Origin of the sequence: Pseudomonas sp. D4-21, assembly GCF_051132125.1 — a bacterium.
Taxonomy (GTDB): domain Bacteria; phylum Pseudomonadota; class Gammaproteobacteria; order Pseudomonadales; family Pseudomonadaceae; genus Aquipseudomonas.
In genome coordinates this window covers 901,094-921,323 of sequence record NZ_CP071664.1, presented here as the reverse complement: position 1 = coordinate 921,323, position 20,230 = coordinate 901,094, and the positions used below count along the sequence as shown (strand labels likewise).

Below are 20,230 nucleotides of genomic sequence, written 5' to 3'. Positions count from 1 at the left end.
TGAATGAATCAGCTTAGCGTTGCAAACGGCTTGCGGCGGTATCGCGGCAGTGCGACCGAAAACCCTGAAGCCCTGAAAATACGCCTGCTGAAACGTTTAATCTAGAAAGATTGGCACGTTACTCGATAATCTCCCATCCTTGAAGTGCAACTTGTCGAAAGCGTCCGGGGGTGACCATCGATCCGAATCGGGTAGGATGAGCCTTCATTGTCGGGGCAAACTCGAAAAAACAAGGAAAACCGGGTTGAAACTCAGTGATATCGCCCAGCTCGCCGGTGTGTCCGTGACCACCGCCAGCTACGTCATCAACGGCAAGGCCGAACAGCAACGCATCAGCAACGCGACCGTCGAACGGGTGCGGGCGGTGGTCCAAGAGCATGGCTTCACGCCCAACCCACAGGCCGCCGGACTGCGCAGCCGGCATACCCGCACGTTGGGGTTCATCCTGCCCGACCTGGAGAACCCCAGTTACGCGCGTATCGCCAAGCTGCTGGAACAAGGTGCCCGCGCCCGAGGTTATCAGTTGCTGATCGCCAGCTCCGATGATGCGCCTGATAGCGAGCGCCAGTTGCTGCAACTGTTCCGCGCCCGACGCTGCGATGCGCTGATCGTTGCCAGTTGCCTGCCCGCCGAAGACGATAGCTACCGCCAATTGCAGGCCAAGGGCATCCCGATCATCGCCATCGACCGGGTGATGGAACCGGCGCAGTTCTGCTCGGTAATCAGCGACGACCGCCAGGCCAGCCTGCAACTGACTCGAAGCCTGCTGGAAACGAATCCACGGCAGATCGCGCTGATCAGCGCCCGCCCCGAACTGAGCATCAGCCAGGAGCGGACCGCCGGTTTCCGCGAGGCGCTGGCCGGGTTCGAAGGCCAGGTGCTGATCGAGCACGGCGAGTCGTTCAGCCGTGAATGCGGTCGTCAGCTGATGGATGACATGCTCGCGCGCCTGGGCCATCTCCCCGACGCGCTGATCACCACCTCTTATGTGCTGCTGCAAGGGGTGTTCGATGCCCTGCATGATTTTCCGCTCAAGGCGCGTCCCCTTCGCCTGGGCACCTTTGGCGACACGCAACTGTTGGATTTCCTGCCGCTGCCGGTCAACGCCATGTCCCAGCAGCATCAACTGATCGCCGACAAAGCCTTGGAACTGGCGCTGGCGGCCATCGAAAACGATGTCTATCAACCCGGTGTCCAGGCGATTGCGCGCACGTTCAAGCAGCGCATTCACCAGGGCTGAGGTTCAGGGTGCGGATATGCAGTTGATCGACACGCACACTCATCTGGACTTCCCGGATTTCGACGCGGATCGCCCGGCGCTGCTGGCCGAAAGCCGCGCCTTGGGTGTCCGGGAAATAGTGGTGCTGGGCGTATATCGGGACAATTGGCAGCGCGTCTGGGACCTGGTCCAAAGCGACCCGCACCTGCATGCCGCGCTGGGCCTGCACCCGGTGTTTCTCGACGAGCATCGCGGCGAAGACCTGGCGCAGTTGCGCGAATGGCTGGAGCGCCTGGCCGGGCATCGGCAGTTGTGCGCGGTGGGGGAAATCGGCCTGGACTATTACGTCCAGACCCTGGACCGCGATCGCCAGCAAACGCTGTTCGAGGCGCAGCTGGAACTGGCCCGGGATTTCGAACTGCCGGCGCTGATCCATGTACGTCGCAGCCACGCCGCCGTGATCGCGACGCTCAAACGCATCTGCCCGGCCCGTGCGGGCATCATCCATGCCTTTGCCGGCAGCTTCGAAGAGGCTCGCGAATACATCAAGCTCGGTTTCAAGCTCGGCCTCGGCGGCGCGGCCACGTGGCCCCAGGCCCTGCGCATGCACCGGGTGCTGCCGAAACTGCCGCTGGATGCGCTGGTGCTGGAGACCGACTCACCGGACATGGCGCCGTCGATGTTTCCCGGGCAACGCAACAGCCCGGTGCATTTGCCGGCGATTTGCGAGGCGTTGGCGGGCATCATGGCGGTGACGCCTGAACGACTGGCCGAGGCCAGCACGGCAAACGCCCGGCAGCTATTCCAGTGGTGATCCTTGTGGGAGCGAGCTTGCTCGCGATAGCGGTGATCCAGGCAACCTTTCATTGGCTGACACTCCGCCATCGCGAGCAAGCTCGCTCCCACACAGGCTCGCTCCCACATTGGGCCTGTGGTGAGGCAGGAGATCACACCCGAAACGCATTGATCAGTTGCTTGAGCCGCACCACCTGGGAGGACAGTTCGCGGCTGGCGTCTTCGGTCTGGTGAGCCCCTTCGGCGGTGCGTTCGCCGGCGCGGTTGATCTCGACGATGTTCTGGTCGATGTCATGGGCGACGGCGGTCTGCTGGTTCTGGTCGACGATCATGCCAACGGCGCCAAGAATGTTTTCCAGCGCCTGCTGGACCTTCTCCGACTGGCCAACCGTGCCGCTGGCCATCTCATGGCTGGTGCCCATCGCCTTGACGGCGGCACCGACGCCGCCGTGCAGGCGGCTGATCATCGCTTCGATTTCTTCGGTCGACTGCTGGGTCCGCTTGGCCAGGGTTCGCACCTCGTCGGCCACCACCGCGAATCCGCGCCCTTGCTCGCCAGCCCGGGCGGCTTCGATAGCGGCGTTGAGGGCCAGCAGGTTGGTTTGCTCGGCAATGCTCTTGATCACATCGAGGACGCGGCTGATGGCCTGGCTGTCGGTCGCCAGTTGATTGATCACCTGCACCGACTGGTCGATTTCGCTGGCGAGCCGGGCGATGCTGCCCTGCTGGGATTCCACCAAGCCTCGTCCACTGAGGGTTTCATCATTCACGCTATGGGCGCTGCTGACCGCCGCCGCAGCGCTGCGGGCGACTTCCTGGGCAGTGGCGGACATCTGGTTCATCGCCGTGGCGACCAGTTCGATCTGGCTGCGCTGGCCGGCCACGGCCTGGTTGCTCTGGGCCGATACCGTTTCCACCTGCCCGGCCTGGCGCTCGACCTCGGCGACGGTGTGGCCGACCTGTTCGATCAAATCATGGATCTTCGCCACGGTGCCATTGAACACCTCGCCCAACTCGCCCAGCTCATCCTTGCTGCGGGCGACGAAACTGACTGTCATATCCCCCGCCGCGACTTTGTCCATCATCGCCCCCAGGTGCTTGAGCGTCGTGCGTGTCGAGGCGTAGAAACCGGCGTACAGATAGAAAATCAACAGGAACACCGCTGCGAGCGCCACCGCCTGTAGCACCATGTGGCTGCGGTTCTGCTCCAGGCGGTGCTGCAATTGCACACCGAGAAAGCCCAACGTCGCCTCGTTCAACCGATAGGTCTGCTCCATCAGGCCGCTGACCTGATCGAAGAATGCCGGCCATGGCGCATCGAGGGTGTCCGCCATGACAACCTGGTTTTCAATCAGCTCGGCCGCTTGCTTGAGGGTGCTCTTGCTGCCACCGGCCTGATCGGCGAGTGCTTGTCCGACCGCCTTGCTCGAGCCCAGCGCGTCCTGCAGTTTCAGCTCATATTCGCCCTGGAGCTTCTCGATTTGCACCAGCAACTCATCGAACCGGGTACTCGACGCGGAATTGAGGAAACCCAACCCCAACGAAGAAGCGCCCAAGGCACGGCCCTCGCCCAAAATTTGAGTGACCCTGGGCGTCAGGCCGACGATCAGCTCGCTGAGCTGGCGGATGTCGGCCTGGTTGTCACGGCTCAGGCCGGCCTGACTGGCGATGATCTGGCCGAATATTTGTGCATTGTTGAGCAGATTGCCGATCAACGCGCTTTTGCTCTGCAGCGAGCTTTCGGCTTGTTGGGCCTTGAAAGCGGCGATCATTTCGTCGCGCTTGGTATCGAAGGCACTGACGTGCTCGGGCTCCATCGCCATGGCCGTCATGCCTTGCAACCGGGCGAGCACCTTGTGCTCGAGCGCGGCGATCTTCGCGTCCACGTCGCCGGCCTTGCCCGACTGGCCCAGGCTGGCATTGATCTGCACCAGGTCGTTCAGCGTCTCCAGGTCGCGCCGCAGCGCCAGGCTGCTGCCCAGCAAATCCAGGCTTTGCAGCTCCACTTGCGTGCCCTGGAACTCGCGGTAGGAATCACGCACCAGAAAGAAATTGGTCACCAGCATCGGCAGCAGGAACAAAACACTGATCAGGCTGAACTTCATGCCGAAGCTCAGGCGATTCATCAGGGCGACGGCGGGCCAGAGCAAACTCTTCACAAGGGAAGTCTCCCGGTAGTTTTTATTGTTATGAGCTGCGCACGGAGACAGCACAAAGCCACTATTCGGACGCTGTTCCTGTATAGCCTAATTCGGCGGAGAGATTTGTAACTTAAGGTTAACGAGGGCACACGATCCAGTGGCGAGGGAGCTCGCTCCCGCTGGCCTGTGCGGCAGGCCCCGTGGGTTTTGCGCAGAGGGGATCGTTTTTATCCTGGTTTACGACTGCTGCGCAGCCGAGCGGGAGCAAGCTCCCTCGCCACGACAGCTTAGCGTTACGAACTTGCTGGGTTCGATCAGGCCAACACCGTCCACAACGCGAACCCGGCATACCAGAGCAACGCAGCGCGCAGCAGCAATTCCCAAAGTCGATCCAGGCTGTTGATGCCGTCCGGCCCGGCGACCGGCGTGGGAATCTCGCCGGCGACCAAGCCGACTTTGTCGATGAGGTCGGCGGCGCTGATGTTCCAGTTCAACAGTTCATGCAGCATGACCCGACTGACCGCGACGAAGTTGCCCACCAGGGCGAAGCTCGCCGCCAGCAATCGCACCGGTACCCAGTCGAAGGCGTGGCGCAGTTGCGCTGCACGCTCGGCCACACCCGGGTTCTGGCTGTGCTCGGCGGCCAACGCCAACAATCGATAACTCAGGGCGGCCACGGGTCCCAGCAGGAAGTACCAGAAGATCACCGCGAAAAAACTCTGGTAAGCCTGCCATAGCAAATGCCCCTGGACCCGTTCGAGCAACTGCTCACCGTCATCGGCATCGATGTTCAGGTCACGCTTGGCCACGTGGGTGGCCGCTTGCAGGTCTTCACGACGCCAGGCATCGCGAAACGGCCCGAGATCAGCCAACAGATCGCCGCGCCCCAGGCTGTATATCACCACCAACAGGTGGATCGGCAGCGCCAGCAAACCATAGGCCACCGGCTCCAACACCCAGAGTAGCAACGCCAGCAGCGAAACCGGCAGCAGAACCATCACCACCAGCACCAGCCAAGGCCGGTTGCCCCAGCGCGGACTCGCTTCAAGCTTGTTCAGCTCGCCCAGCCAGCCGCCGTCACGCTGGACCCGCTGGCGCAAGGCCGAGAACTTCTCGATCCAGACCGCCAGCAGCAACACCAGAAAACTCATTGTCCTTCCCCTTCTGTCAGGGCCGCGCGGTAACGCGCCCAGTCGAATGCCGGCCCCGGATCGGTCTTGCGACCCGGCGCGATGTCGCTGTGCCCGCAGATGCGCTGCACCGTGATCGCCGAAAACGCTTTTTGCAGCTGCCGGGTCAAGTCCACCAAGGCGACATATTGCCCGTCGGTGAACGGCAGGTCATCGGTGCCTTCAAGCTCGATGCCTATGGAAAAATCGTTACACGTCTCCCGCCCTTCGAAACACGAAACACCAGCGTGCCAGGCACGATCAAGACAAGAGACAAACTGGGTCACGGTGCCGTCACGTTCGATCAGAAAATGCGCGGACACGCGCAGGTCCGCGATACCCGCAAAATAGGGATGTTCCGTGACATCCAGGCGATTCTGGAAAAATTCCTGCACTTTGCCCGTGGCGAACTGTGCCGGTGGCAAGCTGATGTTGTGGATGACCAGCAGGGAGATCTCGCCCTCGGGGCGCGCATTGAAGTTGGGCGAAGGGCAATGACGCACGCCATCGCACCAACCGCTCGCGGAGTCCAGCTGCATACAGGTTCCTTCGATGAGACGGTGAAGGCCGTCAGTATGCCGCGATCGGGCCCGGCTGCGCGATCACTTGCCGCGATTGAGCTGGCGCAGGTTGCCCAGCACGGATTCCAGCGCCCTGTCGAACAACAGGGTATCGTCCAGCAACCGCGCCGCCCCACGGCGGAACTCCAAGGCCAGGCTGGTGCGGCTGTGCTCAAGGACCTTGAGGCCGGTACGGTTGACGAAGACATACTTGCCAGTGGCCTGGATAATCGCCGCGAGTTTGCAACGAAGGTTGTTGTCTTCGTCTTCCTGGAACTCGACCCAACTTCCCAGGCGCAATTGATCGACCTGGAGCAGGCCCACGTCATCGGCAGGCAAGCGTACGGTCGGTTCGTCCGTCGCGGTTACCGGCGCAGCCCGCAGGACGATGGGCTCCACCACCTCGACCAGCACCGGCGAATCCGCCGGCTGTGCCTGCTCCGTTGCCTGGCCCAGCCGTTGGAGAGCCTGGACGTGCAGCACTTCCAGTTCGCTGAAGAATTCGCTGGTGGCGAACGGATCGAACGCCGAACGGCTCAAGCCGTCGCGCAGGGCCTTGAGCAGCTCCGGCACCATCGCCAGCAAGCGCAGGCCGGCGTCGGGTTCTTCGTGATGCTGGACGCTCCACACCAACTGCTCGAGGGTCAGCACGTCGGCCTGCCATTCAGCTGATTGCTCGCCATGTTTGAAGCCGGTCAGCAACAACACCTGGCTCCAGGCCTGCTGGACGAAATCCACCACGGCCTGGGGCAAGACCTTGCCCAGCATGATGTGGTTCAGCGCCCCTTCGACCCGCTGTCGGGCCAGTTCGGCCTTGGCCCGCCCTTCTTCAGCGTCGCGAATGCGTTGCTCCAGCAGTTCGCTGCGACGACGTTCGTCGCTGGTGAACGCCAGGAAGTCCGCCAGCACTTCGGAAAATATCGCCGGGTCGTCAACGAAGTCGTTCAACAAACGCTGCACGACTTGCTCGATGCGCAGGTAAAGACTGTCGCGCTGATGATCATCGCAATCGCCCCAGCCCATCGCAGCGGCAGCAATTTCGTTGAGCAGCCGGCGGGCCGGATGATTGCCTCGGCTGAAGAAACTCTTGTCCTGTACCGCGACCTTGAGCATCGGAATCTGCAGTCGACCGATCAGCGCCTTGAGGGAGTCCGGCAGGTTCTGGTCGTCGAGAATGAACTCGAACATCATCGCGATCAGGTTGATCACGTCTTCGTCGGCGCCGTCGACGACCCGGGACTTGCCACTCTTGACGCTGACACGCGTCAGCAACTGTTCGAGCTGGCTGCGCAGGTCGAACTCGTCCTGCACCGTGAGCGAGGGAACGTACTGCTGCAAATGAGACAACAATCGCAGCAGGTCCCGTTTCGAAATCGGCTGGGCTGGGGCGCTGGCTTCCAAGGTTGGCGCGACGCTGCCGCGTACCTGCACCAGCAATTTCTGCAACGCGGCGAAGACCTCCTGGACGCTGTCGTCGACGTCATCGGCCCTTGGCCTGGCGGCGCCATCGACGTTGGGTTGGGCGACTTCCTCGACACGATCCGATGCCCGTCGCGACGGTGAGATCTTGAGGTCCGGCAACACGCCCGTCGCGGCGAGCAATTGATTGGCCTGCGCATAGAACTGGTCGCATTCGCTGAGCACATAACGCTCGAACAGCTTGAGCAGGATCAGCTTGACCTTGATCCCCACGCCCAGGTTGCGTCCAGCCTGAAGGAAATGCCCGCACAATAAACCTGGGCTTAACGGGTTCAACTGGTTCGTCAATGGCCGGTCCAGCAACACACTGAGCCGCGCCGTGAGTTGGTCGAGCGACACGCCGTCGCGGCTGATCACTCGGGCGACCATGGTTTCCACCGCCAGGCGGCGCTCCAGCTCGTCATGGTTTGGCTGGGCCGGTATGGCGCCCACCACGGGTGCCAGGGTCGCCTGGGTAAGGTCGTACTGGGCGAGACTGACAAAAGCCTCGAAAAACTGTTCAATGAATTCACGCTCGATGCTTTTGCGTTTCAAACGCAAGTCGCGCATGGCTTCGAAGTAGAGGTTCTGCTCGAGATCATTGCGCGCCCGGTCGGCCATCTCGAACAACGTGTCATCGGCGTTATCGAACAAGCCCTGCAGACCCACGCGCAACTGCTGCGCGGCCTTGTCGCGAACCTGGAGCAGAATGACCGGCAGCCGGGCGAGCGGCGAACGATTCGCCTGGTCGGTAGGCACTTTATGCAAAGGCACTACATTCCCGTCGTTATGCATCCTGGACTCCTGAAACGGCATTCTTCGGCTCGCGACGTCAAACTCATGACGTCAAACGAAAGGCGGATTATCCGGTAAAAAGAGCCCGCCATACCAGAGGACTCTGTGAACAGGCTCAAAGAGATCGCAATAAATGACCGGCATTTCGGGTAAATGTTGCGTGGACGCGACCAAATGCAAGCCAACAGGTGCCAAGCGGATATAATCCGGCCACTTTGTTCGTGGAGCCTGTTATGCCGAATCTACATCTCGCCGACCTGACCGCCGAAATCGAAGCCAATGTGCGCCGCGCGCTGTTGGAAGACATCGGCAGCGGCGACATCACCGCGCAACTGATCCCCGCCGAACGCCTGGCCAAGGCCACCATCATCACCCGTGAAGCAGCGATCATCAGCGGCACGGCTTGGGTGGATGCGGTGTTCCGGCAGTTGGACCAACGTGTCGCGGTGCATTGGCAAGTACATGACGGCGACCGCGTGAGCCCTGACCAAGCCCTGTTCCACCTCGAAGGCCCGGCCCGCTCACTGCTGACGGGCGAACGCAGCGCGCTGAATTTCCTGCAGTTGCTATCGGGCGTTGCCACCCGGGCTCGCTACCTGGCCGACTTCGTCGCCGATACCCAGGTCAAGCTGCTGGACACTCGCAAAACGTTGCCTGGGCTACGTCTGGCCCAGAAGTACGCCGTGACCTGCGGTGGCTGTCACAACCACCGCATCGGCCTGTACGACGCGTTCCTGATCAAGGAAAACCACATTGCCGCTTGCGGCGGGATTGCCCAGGCCATCAGCGCCGCCCAGCAGATCGCACCGGGTAAACCGGTGGAAGTCGAAGTCGAAAGCCTGGCGGAATTGAAAGAAGCGCTGGCGGCAGGTGCCGACATCATCATGCTCGACGAACTGAGCCTGGACGACATGCGCGAAGCGGTGCGTCTGAACGGCGGCAAGGCCAAGCTGGAAGCCAGCGGCGGCATCAACGAGAGCACGTTGCGCCCGATTGCCGAGACCGGAGTGGATTACATCTCTATCGGTGCGATGACCAAGGATGTGAAGGCCGTGGATTTGTCGATGCGCTTGAGCCTCTGACAACGAAAAACGCCAGCCTCAAAAGGCTGGCGTTTTCTTCAGACCACCAGATTGTTCATCTCGCAGTATTCATCCCATTCCACACCCAACACCTCGGCAGCCTCCTTGTGCAAGGCAAGGCGCTGCGCCTCGAACTCTTCAGGCGTGCTGGTGTATTTGAGCGTCAACTCCCAAGGCTGCAGCCCCTGGGCTTCGGCCTCGTCTTCGAACGCCCATTGGATCTGGTCTTTCTGATCATCGGCGGGTAGGTCCTTGATCTCATCCCGCAGCTGCGGCGTTTCGTTCAAGTACTTTTCCAGGGCTTCTTGGTGTCTGGCTTCTTGACTCAATTCTTTGACGGTCATGGCGTTCTCGCTGATCTGGGAATGGAAGATGGATCTGGATCATCAAGGATCTCTCTGACGCAGGAAGCCGTTGGAAGCCCGGTTTACCTGGCCTTCAGAACCATTCGGGGGATCATCTGAAAACAAGTGTGACTTTGCCCGAGACAGGAATCGAACCTGCGACCTTCGCGTTACGAGTGCGCTGCTCTACCGACTGAGCTACACGGGCGTGGGGCTAAACCTAGCATTGAGCCAGAGGGCAGGCAACCCGCGGCAAAAATGATTTTTGCGCGCACAGCAAAACGCCCCGAACCAGTCGGGGCGTTTGCTTGTTCAGCGGCTAAGCGAGGGAGTGTTTAAACGCCCGATGCCTTGGCTGCCGCGACGTCCTTGATGGACAGCTTGATACGGCCGCGGTTGTCCACGTCCAGTACCAGCACTTCCACTTCCTGGCCTTCTTTCAGGATGTCGGTCACTTTCTCGACACGAGCATCGCTCAGCATGGAGATGTGAACCAGGCCGTCCTTGCCCGGCAGGATGTTGACGAATGCGCCGAAGTCGACGATGCGCTCAACCTTGCCGACGTAGATCTTGCCGATCTCGGCTTCGGCGGTGATGCCCAGGACGCGCTGGCGTGCTGCTTCCGCCGCTTCCTTGGTTTCGCCGAAGATCTTGATCGAACCGTCGTCTTCGATGTCGATCGAGGCCTTGGTTTCTTCACAGATCGCACGGATGGTCGCGCCGCCTTTACCGATGACATCACGGATTTTGTCGGTGTCGATTTTCATCGCGATCATGGTCGGAGCGTTTTCCGACAGCTCGGTGCGGGACTGACCGATGATCTGGTTCATCTGGCCGAGGATGTTCAGGCGCGCTTCCAGGGCTTGGCCCAGGGCGATTTCCATGATCTCTTCGGTGATGCCTTTGATCTTGATGTCCATCTGCAGTGCGGTGACGCCTTTGGCGGTACCGGCCACTTTGAAGTCCATGTCGCCCAGGTGGTCTTCGTCACCCAGGATGTCGGTCAGGACAGCGAACTTCTCGCCTTCTTTAACCAGACCCATGGCGATGCCGGCAACCGGAGCCTTCATCGGCACACCAGCGTCCATCAGGGCCAGGGAAGCGCCGCAGACCGAAGCCATCGAGCTCGAGCCGTTGGATTCGGTGATTTCCGATACCACGCGGATGGTGTACGGGAACACGTCAGCGGCTGGCAGCATGGCCTGGACCGAACGACGGGCCAGACGGCCGTGGCCGATTTCGCGACGACCGGCGCCACCCATGCGACCACACTCGCCCACCGAGAACGGAGGGAAGTTGTAGTGCAGCATGAACGGGTCTTTCTTTTCGCCTTCCAGGGTGTCCAGCAGTTGCGCGTCACGGGCGGTGCCCAGTGTTGCAACGACCAGTGCCTGGGTCTCGCCACGGGTGAACAGTGCCGAACCGTGGGTCTTCGGCAGAACGCCGACTTCGATGTTCAGCGGACGTACGGTGCGGGTGTCGCGACCATCGATACGCGGCTTGCCGTTGACGATGTTTTCGCGAACGGTGCGGTATTCGATTTCACCGAACGCAGCCTTCACGTCGCTGGCCGATGGCTGGCCTTCTTCGCCAGAGAACTTGGCGACGACCTGGTCACGCAGCTCGCCCAGACGCGCATAACGGTCGGCCTTGATGGTGATGGTGTAGGCCTGGGAAATCGCGTCGCCGAACTCGGCACGGATCGCGCCCAGCAGCTCGGTGGCTTCTGGCTGTGGCGCCCAGGTCCAGGTTGGCTTGGCGGCTTCGGCGGCCAGTTCCTTGACGGCGTTGATCACCACTTGGAACTCGTCGTGGGCGAACAGCACGGCGCCCAGCATCTGGTCTTCGGTCAGTTCTTTGGCTTCGGATTCAACCATCAGCACGGCTTCGGAAGTACCGGCCACGACCATGTCCAGGCTCGATGCCTTCAACTGCTCGTAGGTCGGGTTCAGCAGGTAGCCGGTGCTTTCGTGGAAGGCGACGCGGGCAGCGCCGATCGGGCCATCGAAAGGAATGCCGGAGATGGCCAGGGCAGCCGAGGTACCGATCATCGCAGCGATGTCCGGATCGGTCTTCTTGCTGGTGGACACGACGGTGCAGACGACCTGCACTTCGTTCATGAAGCCTTCTGGGAAAAGCGGACGGATCGGACGGTCGATCAGTCGTGAAGTCAGGGTTTCTTTCTCGGAAGGACGGCCTTCGCGCTTGAAGAAACCGCCAGGGATCTTACCGGCTGCGTAAGTCTTTTCCTGGTAGTGGACAGACAGAGGGAAGAAGCCCTTGCCTGGATCGGCTTGCTTGGCGCCGACAACGGTCACCAATACGCTGACGTCGTCGTCAACGGTGACCAGCACTGCGCCGGAGGCCTGACGGGCGATACGGCCGGTCTCGAGGGTAACGGTCGACTGACCGAACTGGAATTTTTTGATTACCGGGTTCACGGTGTCCTACCTTCTTTGTGGCTCTTGGGGGAACTTGTCTTCTTGCGAAATTCTTGGGCAATGACGGGAATCGGCCCGGCAACTGTCCAGGGTAAAACGTGCATCCAGATAAAACTTGAGGCTGGGAGCCTGCCATGCGCCAACGGGAAACCCCTGACGTACGACAGACCACCAACCTCTAGCGCAATCGCTTATTAGCGACGCAGACCCAGGCGAGCGATCAGAGCGCTGTAACGGCTCACGTCCTTGCCTTTCAGGTAGTCCAGCAGTTTACGGCGCTGGTTTACCATGCGGATCAGACCACGACGGGAGTGGTGATCTTTACCGTTGGCCTTGAAGTGACCTTGCAGTTTGTTGATGTTGGCGGTCAGCAGTGCAACTTGCACTTCTGGCGAACCAGTGTCACCAACAGCTTGCTGGTAGTCAGCTACGATTTGAGCTTTTTCTTGAACGTCGAGAGCCATGAGGCAATCCTTTTAGTCAGGAAACTGTTTCAATGAAACAGCTTCAACAGGCCAGGGACAAATCCCTGTATCTATAAATGAGTAGTGACCGTGCCTGTTAACAGCCACACTCGCCAGCCTGTTGTTACGCAGGCTGGTTCCGGTCATTCCGACCGAATCAATCGACGTGGCGCAATGCGCCCGTCTTCGCTCACTTCACCGATACCGATGAAGCGACCATTGTGATCCTGTACCCGAACCATGCCGAACTTCGGCGCATCCGGGGCACGTACCGGCTGGCCGTTGAGCCAGTAGAACGCACTGTGTTCAGAGAACTGCAGCAGCGGCCAGTCGAGCAAACCGCTGTCCGACGGCATCAGGAAGCGGTCGACCGCTTCATTCCCGCCTTCGGCATGCACGGCTTCGAGCTCTTCCAACGTGACCGTCTGGGCTAACGTGAAAGGCCCGGCCTGGGTCCGCCGCAATTCTGCCACGTACGCGCCACAGCCGAGTTGCTCGCCGATATCCTCCACCAGGGTACGGATATAGGTGCCTTTGCTGCAATCCACGGCTAGCCGTGCAGTATTACCGTCAAAGGCCAGCAATTCCAAGCGCGCAATAGTAACAGAACGCGGTTCACGCTCCACTACTTCACCTGCACGGGCCAGTTTGTACAACGGCTGTCCATCGCGCTTGAGGGCAGAGTACATCGGCGGTATTTGACTGATTTGCCCGCGAAACTTCGGCAAGACCGCCTCGATATCCGTCTGACCAACGGTCACCGGGCGTTCCAGCAAAACCTCACCTTCGGCGTCCGCCGTGGTGGTGGTCTTGCCTAACTGCGCCAGGGTTTCATAACCCTTGTCGGAATCGAGCAGGTACTGGGAGAACTTGGTCGCCTCGCCGAAACACAGGGGCAGCACGCCAGTAGCCAGCGGATCGAGACTACCGGTGTGGCCAGCCTTCTCGGCGTTGAGCAACCAGCGAACCTTCTGCAGGGCTGCGTTGGAGGTGAATCCCAACGGTTTGTCGAGCAGGATGATACCGCTGACGTTACGACGGATACGTTTGACCTGAGCCACCGGTTACTCCTTGGTGTCTTCGGGTTCAGCCGCAGCCGGGTGCTGGCTGTCTTCAGCCACGGCGCGCTCGATCAGCGCTGACAGATGCGCGCCTCGCACGACGCTTTCGTCGTAGTGGAAGTGCAACTGCGGAACGCTGCGCAGCTTCATCTCCCGGGCCAACTGCATGCGCAGGAAGCCGGCGGCCGAGTTGAGCACCTTGATGCTCTGGGCGATTTCTTCGGCGCTGTCCTGGCCCATCACGGTGATGAAAATCTTGGCATGACCGACGTCACGGCTGACTTCCACTGCGGTAATGGTGACCAGGCCAACGCGCGGGTCCTTGACTTCGCGACGGATCAGTTGGGCCAGCTCGCGCTGCATCTGATCGCCGATTCGTTGGGTACGGCTGTATTCTTTTGCCATGTCTTGTTACCTGTTACTGCCCCACGGTGAAACCCGCGAGGTCTGAAAGCGGCAAACGCCCGGCCTGGCAAAAGCCAGACCGGGCGTTGCGTTTAGAGTCCGCCTGCACGGCAGCGCATGTTCATGCGGCTGCCCGATGCGGCTCTTGAAGTGCGCGAGTCAGAGGCTGCGAGCAACCTGGACCTTCTCGAAGACTTCGATCTTGTCGCCAACCTTGACGTCGTTGTAGCTCTTGACGCCAATACCGCACTCCATGCCGGCACGCACTTCGGAAGCGTCATCCTTGAAGCGGCGCAGGGATTCCAGCTCGCCTTCGAAGATAACGATGTCTTCACGCAATACACGGATAGGACGGTTACGGTGAACGACACCTTCGATCACCATGCAACCGGCGATCGCACCGAACTTCGGCGAACGGAACACATCGCGAACTTCGGCCACGCCCAGGATGTTCTCCCGCACGTCGCTGCCCAACATACCGGTCAACGCTTTCTTGACGTCTTCGATGATGTCGTAGATCACGTTGTAGTAACGCATGTCCAGGCCTTCCTGCTCGACGATCTTGCGAGCACCGGCATCGGCACGCACGTTGAAGCCAAACAGTACAGCGTTGGAGGCGAGTGCCAGGTTGGCGTCGGATTCGGTGATACCACCGACACCGCCACCGACCACGCGCACTTGCACTTCGTCGTTACCCAGGCCGTTCAGAGCGCCCTGCAAAGCTTCCAGCGAGCCACGGACGTCGGATTTGAGGACGATGTTGAGCGTCTTCTTCTCTTCCTGGCCCATGTTCTCGAAGATGTTCTCCAGCTTGCCGGCGTGAGCACGGGCCAGCTTGACTTCGCGGAACTTGCCTTGACGGAACAGCGCGACTTCACGGGCTTTCTTCTCGTCAGCCACAACGCTCATTTCGTCGCCAGCGTCCGGAGTACCGTCCAGGCCGAGGATCTCGACCGGGATAGCCGGACCGGCTTCCTTGATTGGCTTGCCGTTCTCGTCGAGCATGGCGCGCACGCGGCCATAGTTCGAACCGACCAGCACCATGTCGCCTTGGCGCAGGGTACCGTCCTGGACGAGCACGGTCGCCACCGGGCCGCGGCCCTTGTCGAGGCGCGATTCAACCACCACGCCACGGCCTGGAGCCGAAGGCGTAGCGGTCAATTCCAGAACCTCGGCCTGCAACAGGACGGCTTCGAGCAGTTCGTCGACGCCAGTACCCATCTTCGCGGAAACCGGGACGAATGGAGTGTCGCCACCCCACTCTTCAGAGGTCACGCCGTGAACCGACAGTTCGCTGCGGATGCGATCGAGATCAGCGCCCGGCTTGTCGATCTTGTTCACTGCAACCACCAGCGGCACGCCAGCTGCCTGGGCATGCTGAACAGCTTCGATGGTTTGCGGCATGACGCCGTCGTCCGCCGCGACCACCAGGATAACGATGTCGGTGGCCTTGGCACCACGGGCACGCATCGCGGTAAACGCGGCGTGACCCGGGGTGTCGAGGAACGTCACCATGCCGCGGTCGGTTTCAACGTGGTAGGCGCCGATGTGCTGGGTAATACCGCCAGCCTCGCCCGCCGCAACCTTGGCGCGACGAATGTAGTCGAGCAGCGACGTCTTACCATGGTCAACGTGACCCATGACGGTCACGACCGGCGCACGGGCGACCGCTTCACCTTCGAACTTCAGCGACTCGGCCAGGGAATCTTCCAGGGCGGTGTCGCTGACCAGGGTCACTTTGTGGCCCAGTTCTTCGGCGACCAGCTGGGCAGTTTCCTGATCCAGTACCTGGTTGATGGTGGCCGGGGTACCCAGCTTGAACATGAACTTGATGATTTCAGCAGCCTTGACCGACATCTGCTGGGCCAGGTCGCCCACAGTGATGGTCTCGCCGATCTTCACTTCGCGCACGACAGGGCCGGTAGGGCTCTGGAAACCGTGGGCGTTGCGTTTCTTCAGCTTGGCCTTGCCGCGACCGCCGCGACGGAAGCCATCGCTTTCTTCGTCGGTAGTACGAGGCGCAACGCGTGGAGCCGGCGCCTTTTCCTTGACCGAAGCACGATGAGGAGCATTCTTGCGCTCGCCATCGTTACCGCCACGACGGTTGTCGTCGGCACGTGGCTTGTCGGGACGACGCTGCTCATCGCGCTTGCGAGTGTCGGCCGGAGCCGGCGCTAGTGCCGCGACCGGTGCGGCTTCACGCACAGGCTCGGCTACCGGGGCCGCAGCCTCGACAGCTTCGACTGGAGCGGGTTGCGCAGCAGCAGGCTGGCGACGCGCTTCTTCTTCAGCGCGACGCTTGGCTTCTTCTTCAGCCTTCTGGCGAGCAGCATTTTCCACTGCACGACGTTCTTCCAGTTCGCGTTTGCGCTCGGCTTCGATTTCTTCCGGGCTGCGCTGTACGAAGACTTTCTTCTTGCGTACTTCAACGCTGATGCTTTTGCTACCGGCAACACGCAGGGTGCTGGTGGTTTTACGCTGCAGTGTGATCTTGCGCGGTTCTTCCACTTTCGCCTTGTGACTGCTCTTCAAGTGAGTCAGCAGGGACTGCTTCTCACTGTCGGTCACATGTTCCTCGGCGGCGGTGTGCGGCAGACCTGCCTCACGCATCTGCTGCAACAGGCGCTCTACCGGTGTTTTGACCTCATCGGCCAGTTGTTTCACCGTGACTTGCGTCATGCACTTCTCTCCTCAGGCCGCGCCTAATTACTCGAACCAGTGGGCTCGGGCGGCCATGATCAACTTGCCGGCACGATCATCGTCAATGCCGTCGATGTCGAGCAGGTCGTCAATAGACTGCTCGGCCAGGTCTTCGCGGGTAATTACGCCGCGCACCGCCAGTTCCATCGCCAAATCCTTGTCCATGCCCTCAAGCGAGAGCAGGTCTTCGGCCGGATGGGCGTCTGCCAGCTTTTCCTCAGTAGCGATGGCTTTGGTCAACAAACGATCCTTGGCCCGAGCGCGAAGCTCGTTGACGATTTCCTCGTCAAAGCCGTCGATGTTGAGCATTTCTTCCACCGGTACGTAGGCAATCTCTTCCAGGCTGGTAAAGCCCTCATCCACCAGCACCTGCGCCAGCTCTTCATCGACTTCAAGCTCTTCGATGAAGTTGCGCAGGATGTCGCCGGTTTCAGCTTGCTGCTTAGCCTGGATGTCCGATTCGGTCATCACGTTCAGGGTCCAGCCAGTCAATTGGCTGGCCAGACGCACGTTCTGACCACCGCGACCGATGGCCTGAGCGAGATTGTCTGCGCCAACGGCGATGTCCATGGCGTGGGCATCTTCGTCGACGATAATTGCCGCCACTTCAGCAGGCGACATGGCATTGATCACGAACTGAGCCGGGTTGTCGTCCCAGAGGACGATGTCCACACGCTCGCCGCCCAACTCGCCGGATACGGCCTGGACACGCGAACCACGCATGCCGATGCAGGCACCTTGCGGGTCGATGCGCTTGTCCTTGGAGCGGACCGCGATCTTGGCGCGCGAACCCGGATCACGGGACGCGGCCATGACTTCGATCAGACCTTCAGCAATTTCCGGCACTTCGATGCGGAACAGCTCGATCAGCATTTCCGGCGCGGTACGCGACAGGATCAGCTGCGGGCCCCGGTTCTCGGTGCGGATTTCCTTGAGCAGCGCGCGCAAACGCACGCCGACCCGGAAGGTTTCGCGAGAAATGATGTCTTCACGGGCCAGCAACGCTTCGGCGTTGTTGCCCAGGTCGACGATCACGTTGTCGCGTGTCACTTTTTTCACGGTGCCGGAGATGATTTCTCCCAGGCGCTCGCGATAAGCGTCAACAACTTGTGCGCGCTCGGCTTCGCGAACTTTCTGCACAATGACCTGCTTGGCAGTCTGTGCAGCGATGCGACCGAACTCGATGGATTCGATTTTTTCTTCGACGACATCGCCGACCTTGGCGCCCGGGTGCGTTTCCGCGACCTTGCTCGGCCAGGTTTCGATAGCCGGATCGTCCAGGTCCTCTTCCTCGACTACCGTCCAGCGACGGAAAGTCTCGTAGGCACCGGTGTGGCGATTGATTTCCACACGCAGATCAACTTCGTCTTCGAACCGCTTCTTGGTAGCAGTGGCCAGGGCCAGCTCCAGCGCTTCAAAAATAACGTTAGCCGGTACGCCCTTTTCATTGGATACCGACTCAACAACCAGCAGTACTTCTTTGCTCATCGTACGCCTCGCCTTTCGCAAGCCATTGGATCCGCGGGATCCGCAGTATCTGGCACGTATCAGTCAAAACTGGGAATAATGTTGGCCTTGTCGATCATATCGATCGGCAACAGGAATTCGTGTTCATCTACTTGAACCACGACGTCCTGCTCTTCTACACCGCGTAGAAGGCCCTGGAAGTTGCGTCGACCTTCGAAAGGCGAGCGCAGCCTGATTTTCACTTGTTCACCGGCAAACAAAGCGAACTGCTCAAGGGTGAACAGAGGGCGCTCCATGCCAGGCGAGGAAACTTCAAGGGTGTATTCGGATGTGATTGGATCTTCAACATCCAGCACACCGCTGATCTGACGGCTGACAATGGCGCAATCGTCCACCAGCACACCGCCTTCTTTATCAATATAAACGCGCAACATTGAGTGGCGACCTTGAGCCGAAAACTCAATACCCCAGCATTCATAGCCTAGGGCCACGACCACCGGGGCCAACAAGGCCTGCAACTCTTCTAGCTTGCTCGACACCTGAACCCCCTCGTGCATGTAGTGCATGCTGTGCAAAATAAAAAATGGGCGAAACGCCCATCCTTGAAACGCCGTTGAACAGCGGCGTTGTAAAGTGTCCAGCTAACAAAAAGCCCCTTGGAAGGGGCCCTGAAACTGGTTGCGGGAGCCGGATTTGAACCGACGACCTTCGGGTTATGAGCCCGACGAGCTACCAGGCTGCTCCATCCCGCGACAAAGCTGGGGCGGAAGTATACGACCGATCCCTTATAGGGTCAATGTAACCCTTCCACCTACAAGAAAGCCCGCAATAGCGGGCTCTCCTGATAATTGGTACCGAGAAGGGGACTCGAACCCCTACACCCTATGGGCACAACCACCTCAAGGTTGCGTGTCTACCAATTCCACCACCTCGGCAATACAGCGTTTGAAACTTTCCTACTTCTGCTCTTGAGCTGGAGGCACGTCAGTCGCCGAGTTGGCCGACTTTTGCTCTTGAAGCACCGGGACATCATCAGAAACCGGTTGCTGCTTTGGCGCTTCCAACACCGCTGGGTTTGGCAAACCTACCTGAGTCAGCTCATGAGCCTTCTCTTTAGCAAAGTAACCTAACCCTAAGCTGGTTATGAAGAAACCGGCGGCGAGTATAGCAGTAAACTTACTAAGAAAGGTAGAGGAACCTTGGCTTCCGAATACAGTATTTGAAGCACCTGCACCAAAAGACGCACCAGCATCCGCACCTTTACCCTGCTGCAGCAATACGAGAGCGACAACACCCAGCGCGCCCAGCAGATGAAAAACGACTACGACTGTTTCCAGCATTTTTTCAGTTTCCCGCGGCGCGACAGATCGCACCGAACTCATCTGCATTCAGGGACGCTCCACCAATGAGCCCCCCATCGATATCCGGCATGCCGAACAGTTCGACCGCATTGGCCGCCTTCACGCTGCCGCCGTATAGAAGCCGCACACCTCGTGCCACTTCAGAATTTTCTGCCGCCAGCTGCGCTCGGATGGCGGCGTGCACATCCTGCGCCTGCTGCGGCGAAGCCGTCAGTCCGGTACCAATGGCCCAGACAGGCTCGTAAGCGATGACCGCCTTGGCAAAGGCTCCGACACCCAGGTCCTCGATAATACTACCCAGTTGGCGCCCTACCACTTCAAGCGTCTGCCCGGATTCACGCTGTTCCAGGGTCTCCCCTACGCACAGCACCGGAACAAGGCCACAGGCCTGGGCCGCAGCAAACTTGCGGATCAGGGCTTTATCCTGCTCGCCCATGATCATGCGGCGCTCGGAGTGCCCTACCAGAACCAGCGAACAACCTGCATCAACGAGCTGGCTCGGTGCAATCTCACCGGTCAACGCGCCTTGCATGGATTCCACCGCAGAGTTCTGCGCACCGATCGAAATCGACTTGCCTTTCAAGCCATCAACCACTTGGTTGATATACAGGCAAGGCGGGAATACCGCGACATCAACACCGCTTGGCAAGGCCAGACTACGAAGGCCTTTGATCAGCTCAGCGACGCTGGCGCGGGTACCGTGCATCTTCCAGTTACCAGCTACCATAGGGCGACGCATGCTGTACCTCGTCGGTCAAAGTGGGCGCA

Annotated in this window: 17 protein-coding genes and 3 tRNA genes; 3 read left to right on the top strand and 17 right to left on the bottom strand. The window is 60.1% G+C overall.

The features are described 5' to 3' along the window. The first annotated feature begins 244 nt into the window (after positions 1-244). The gene (gene cra / locus J3Q04_RS04025; RefSeq protein ID WP_434607825.1) at positions 245-1,240 is read left to right on the top strand and encodes a catabolite repressor/activator; all 996 of its coding nucleotides are present in this window, start codon (positions 245-247) and stop codon (positions 1,238-1,240) included. Positions 1,241-1,256: 16 nt separating this feature from the next. Further along, on the top strand, positions 1,257-2,033 hold the full coding sequence (locus J3Q04_RS04020; protein WP_434607827.1) for a TatD family hydrolase: 777 nt from the start codon (positions 1,257-1,259) through the stop codon (positions 2,031-2,033). Between the two features lie 133 nt (positions 2,034-2,166). On the opposite strand, the gene J3Q04_RS04015 is transcribed toward J3Q04_RS04020, so the two are convergent. The 4 genes from J3Q04_RS04015 to J3Q04_RS04000 all read right to left on the bottom strand — a co-directional run bounded on the left by J3Q04_RS04015 (position 2,167) and on the right by J3Q04_RS04000 (position 8,137). After that, on the bottom strand, positions 2,167-2,847 hold the full coding sequence (locus tag J3Q04_RS04015) for a methyl-accepting chemotaxis protein (protein WP_434674609.1): 681 nt from the start codon (positions 2,845-2,847) through the stop codon (positions 2,167-2,169). Between the two features lie 1,622 nt (positions 2,848-4,469). Next, complete coding sequence (gene ampE, locus J3Q04_RS04010) at positions 4,470-5,306, bottom strand: regulatory signaling modulator protein AmpE (RefSeq protein WP_434560711.1); 837 nt, start codon at positions 5,304-5,306, stop codon at positions 4,470-4,472. Continuing rightward, positions 5,303-5,863, bottom strand: a complete 561-nt coding sequence (ampD, locus tag J3Q04_RS04005) for a 1,6-anhydro-N-acetylmuramyl-L-alanine amidase AmpD (RefSeq protein ID WP_434560713.1) — start codon at positions 5,861-5,863, stop codon at positions 5,303-5,305. The genes ampE and ampD overlap by 4 nt, the downstream gene beginning before the upstream one ends. A 63-nt stretch (positions 5,864-5,926) precedes the next feature. Next, positions 5,927-8,137, bottom strand: coding sequence for a DUF1631 domain-containing protein (locus J3Q04_RS04000; RefSeq protein WP_434607829.1), 2,211 nt, complete (start codon positions 8,135-8,137; stop codon positions 5,927-5,929). Positions 8,138-8,370: 233 nt separating this feature from the next. Here J3Q04_RS04000 and nadC point away from each other — a divergent pair, with 233 nt between their 5' ends. Further along, positions 8,371-9,219 (top strand): carboxylating nicotinate-nucleotide diphosphorylase, encoded by an 849-nt coding sequence (gene nadC, locus J3Q04_RS03995; protein ID WP_434607831.1) that lies wholly within the window; start codon positions 8,371-8,373, stop codon positions 9,217-9,219. A 38-nt stretch (positions 9,220-9,257) separates the two neighbouring features. On the opposite strand, the gene J3Q04_RS03990 is transcribed toward nadC, so the two are convergent. The 13 genes from J3Q04_RS03990 to tpiA all read right to left on the bottom strand — a co-directional run bounded on the left by J3Q04_RS03990 (position 9,258) and on the right by tpiA (position 20,201). Next, positions 9,258-9,563, bottom strand: coding sequence for a DUF6388 family protein (locus tag J3Q04_RS03990; protein ID WP_420765571.1), 306 nt, complete (start codon positions 9,561-9,563; stop codon positions 9,258-9,260). A gap of 135 nt (positions 9,564-9,698) precedes the next feature. Then, a tRNA-Thr gene (locus tag J3Q04_RS03985) sits at positions 9,699-9,771 on the bottom strand. A gap of 127 nt (positions 9,772-9,898) precedes the next feature. After that, positions 9,899-12,004, bottom strand: coding sequence for a polyribonucleotide nucleotidyltransferase (gene pnp, locus J3Q04_RS03980; protein ID WP_420765572.1), 2,106 nt, complete (start codon positions 12,002-12,004; stop codon positions 9,899-9,901). Between the two features lie 194 nt (positions 12,005-12,198). Next, positions 12,199-12,468: a 30S ribosomal protein S15 gene (gene rpsO, locus J3Q04_RS03975; RefSeq protein ID WP_011332409.1), complete on the bottom strand. Its 270-nt coding sequence runs from the start codon at positions 12,466-12,468 to the stop codon at positions 12,199-12,201. Positions 12,469-12,611: 143 nt separating this feature from the next. Then, the gene (truB, locus tag J3Q04_RS03970) at positions 12,612-13,529 is read right to left on the bottom strand and encodes a tRNA pseudouridine(55) synthase TruB (RefSeq protein ID WP_420765573.1); all 918 of its coding nucleotides are present in this window, start codon (positions 13,527-13,529) and stop codon (positions 12,612-12,614) included. Between the two features lie 3 nt (positions 13,530-13,532). After that, a complete protein-coding gene (gene rbfA / locus J3Q04_RS03965) occupies positions 13,533-13,934 on the bottom strand; it encodes a 30S ribosome-binding factor RbfA (RefSeq protein WP_181287552.1) in 402 nt (133 codons plus the stop codon). A 159-nt stretch (positions 13,935-14,093) separates the two neighbouring features. Then, entirely contained in the window at positions 14,094-16,613 is a 2,520-nt protein-coding gene (infB, locus tag J3Q04_RS03960) for a translation initiation factor IF-2 (RefSeq protein ID WP_434607835.1), read from the bottom strand. A gap of 27 nt (positions 16,614-16,640) precedes the next feature. Next, entirely contained in the window at positions 16,641-18,122 is a 1,482-nt protein-coding gene (gene nusA, locus J3Q04_RS03955; RefSeq protein WP_420765576.1) for a transcription termination factor NusA, read from the bottom strand. Between the two features lie 59 nt (positions 18,123-18,181). Continuing rightward, complete coding sequence (rimP, locus tag J3Q04_RS03950; protein WP_420765577.1) at positions 18,182-18,640, bottom strand: ribosome maturation factor RimP; 459 nt, start codon at positions 18,638-18,640, stop codon at positions 18,182-18,184. 136 nt (positions 18,641-18,776) lie between these two features. Further along, positions 18,777-18,853 (bottom strand) — tRNA-Met (locus tag J3Q04_RS03945). A gap of 97 nt (positions 18,854-18,950) precedes the next feature. Then, positions 18,951-19,036: transfer RNA gene (locus J3Q04_RS03940), tRNA-Leu, on the bottom strand. 21 nt (positions 19,037-19,057) lie between these two features. Beyond that, positions 19,058-19,441: a preprotein translocase subunit SecG gene (secG, locus tag J3Q04_RS03935; RefSeq protein ID WP_420765658.1), complete on the bottom strand. Its 384-nt coding sequence runs from the start codon at positions 19,439-19,441 to the stop codon at positions 19,058-19,060. A gap of 4 nt (positions 19,442-19,445) precedes the next feature. Further along, the gene (gene tpiA / locus J3Q04_RS03930; RefSeq protein ID WP_420765578.1) at positions 19,446-20,201 is read right to left on the bottom strand and encodes a triose-phosphate isomerase; all 756 of its coding nucleotides are present in this window, start codon (positions 20,199-20,201) and stop codon (positions 19,446-19,448) included. Positions 20,202-20,230 lie beyond the last annotated feature (29 nt).

Coding starts and splice junctions, on each gene's coding strand:
- J3Q04_RS04020 (WP_434607827.1), top strand. CDS start 1,257: ATGCAGTTGATCGACACGCACACTCATCTGGACTTCCCGGATTTCGAC.
- J3Q04_RS04015 (WP_434674609.1), bottom strand. CDS start 2,847: ATGTCCGCCACTGCCCAGGAAGTCGCCCGCAGCGCTGCGGCGGCGGTC.
- ampE (WP_434560711.1), bottom strand. CDS start 5,306: ATGAGTTTTCTGGTGTTGCTGCTGGCGGTCTGGATCGAGAAGTTCTCG.
- ampD (WP_434560713.1), bottom strand. CDS start 5,863: ATGCAGCTGGACTCCGCGAGCGGTTGGTGCGATGGCGTGCGTCATTGC.
- J3Q04_RS04000 (WP_434607829.1), bottom strand. CDS start 8,137: ATGCATAACGACGGGAATGTAGTGCCTTTGCATAAAGTGCCTACCGAC.
- nadC (WP_434607831.1), top strand. CDS start 8,371: ATGCCGAATCTACATCTCGCCGACCTGACCGCCGAAATCGAAGCCAAT.
- J3Q04_RS03990 (WP_420765571.1), bottom strand. CDS start 9,563: ATGACCGTCAAAGAATTGAGTCAAGAAGCCAGACACCAAGAAGCCCTG.
- rpsO (WP_011332409.1), bottom strand. CDS start 12,468: ATGGCTCTCGACGTTCAAGAAAAAGCTCAAATCGTAGCTGACTACCAG.
- rbfA (WP_181287552.1), bottom strand. CDS start 13,934: ATGGCAAAAGAATACAGCCGTACCCAACGAATCGGCGATCAGATGCAG.
- infB (WP_434607835.1), bottom strand. CDS start 16,613: ATGACGCAAGTCACGGTGAAACAACTGGCCGATGAGGTCAAAACACCG.
- nusA (WP_420765576.1), bottom strand. CDS start 18,122: ATGAGCAAAGAAGTACTGCTGGTTGTTGAGTCGGTATCCAATGAAAAG.
- secG (WP_420765658.1), bottom strand. CDS start 19,441: ATGCTGGAAACAGTCGTAGTCGTTTTTCATCTGCTGGGCGCGCTGGGT.
- tpiA (WP_420765578.1), bottom strand. CDS start 20,201: ATGCGTCGCCCTATGGTAGCTGGTAACTGGAAGATGCACGGTACCCGC.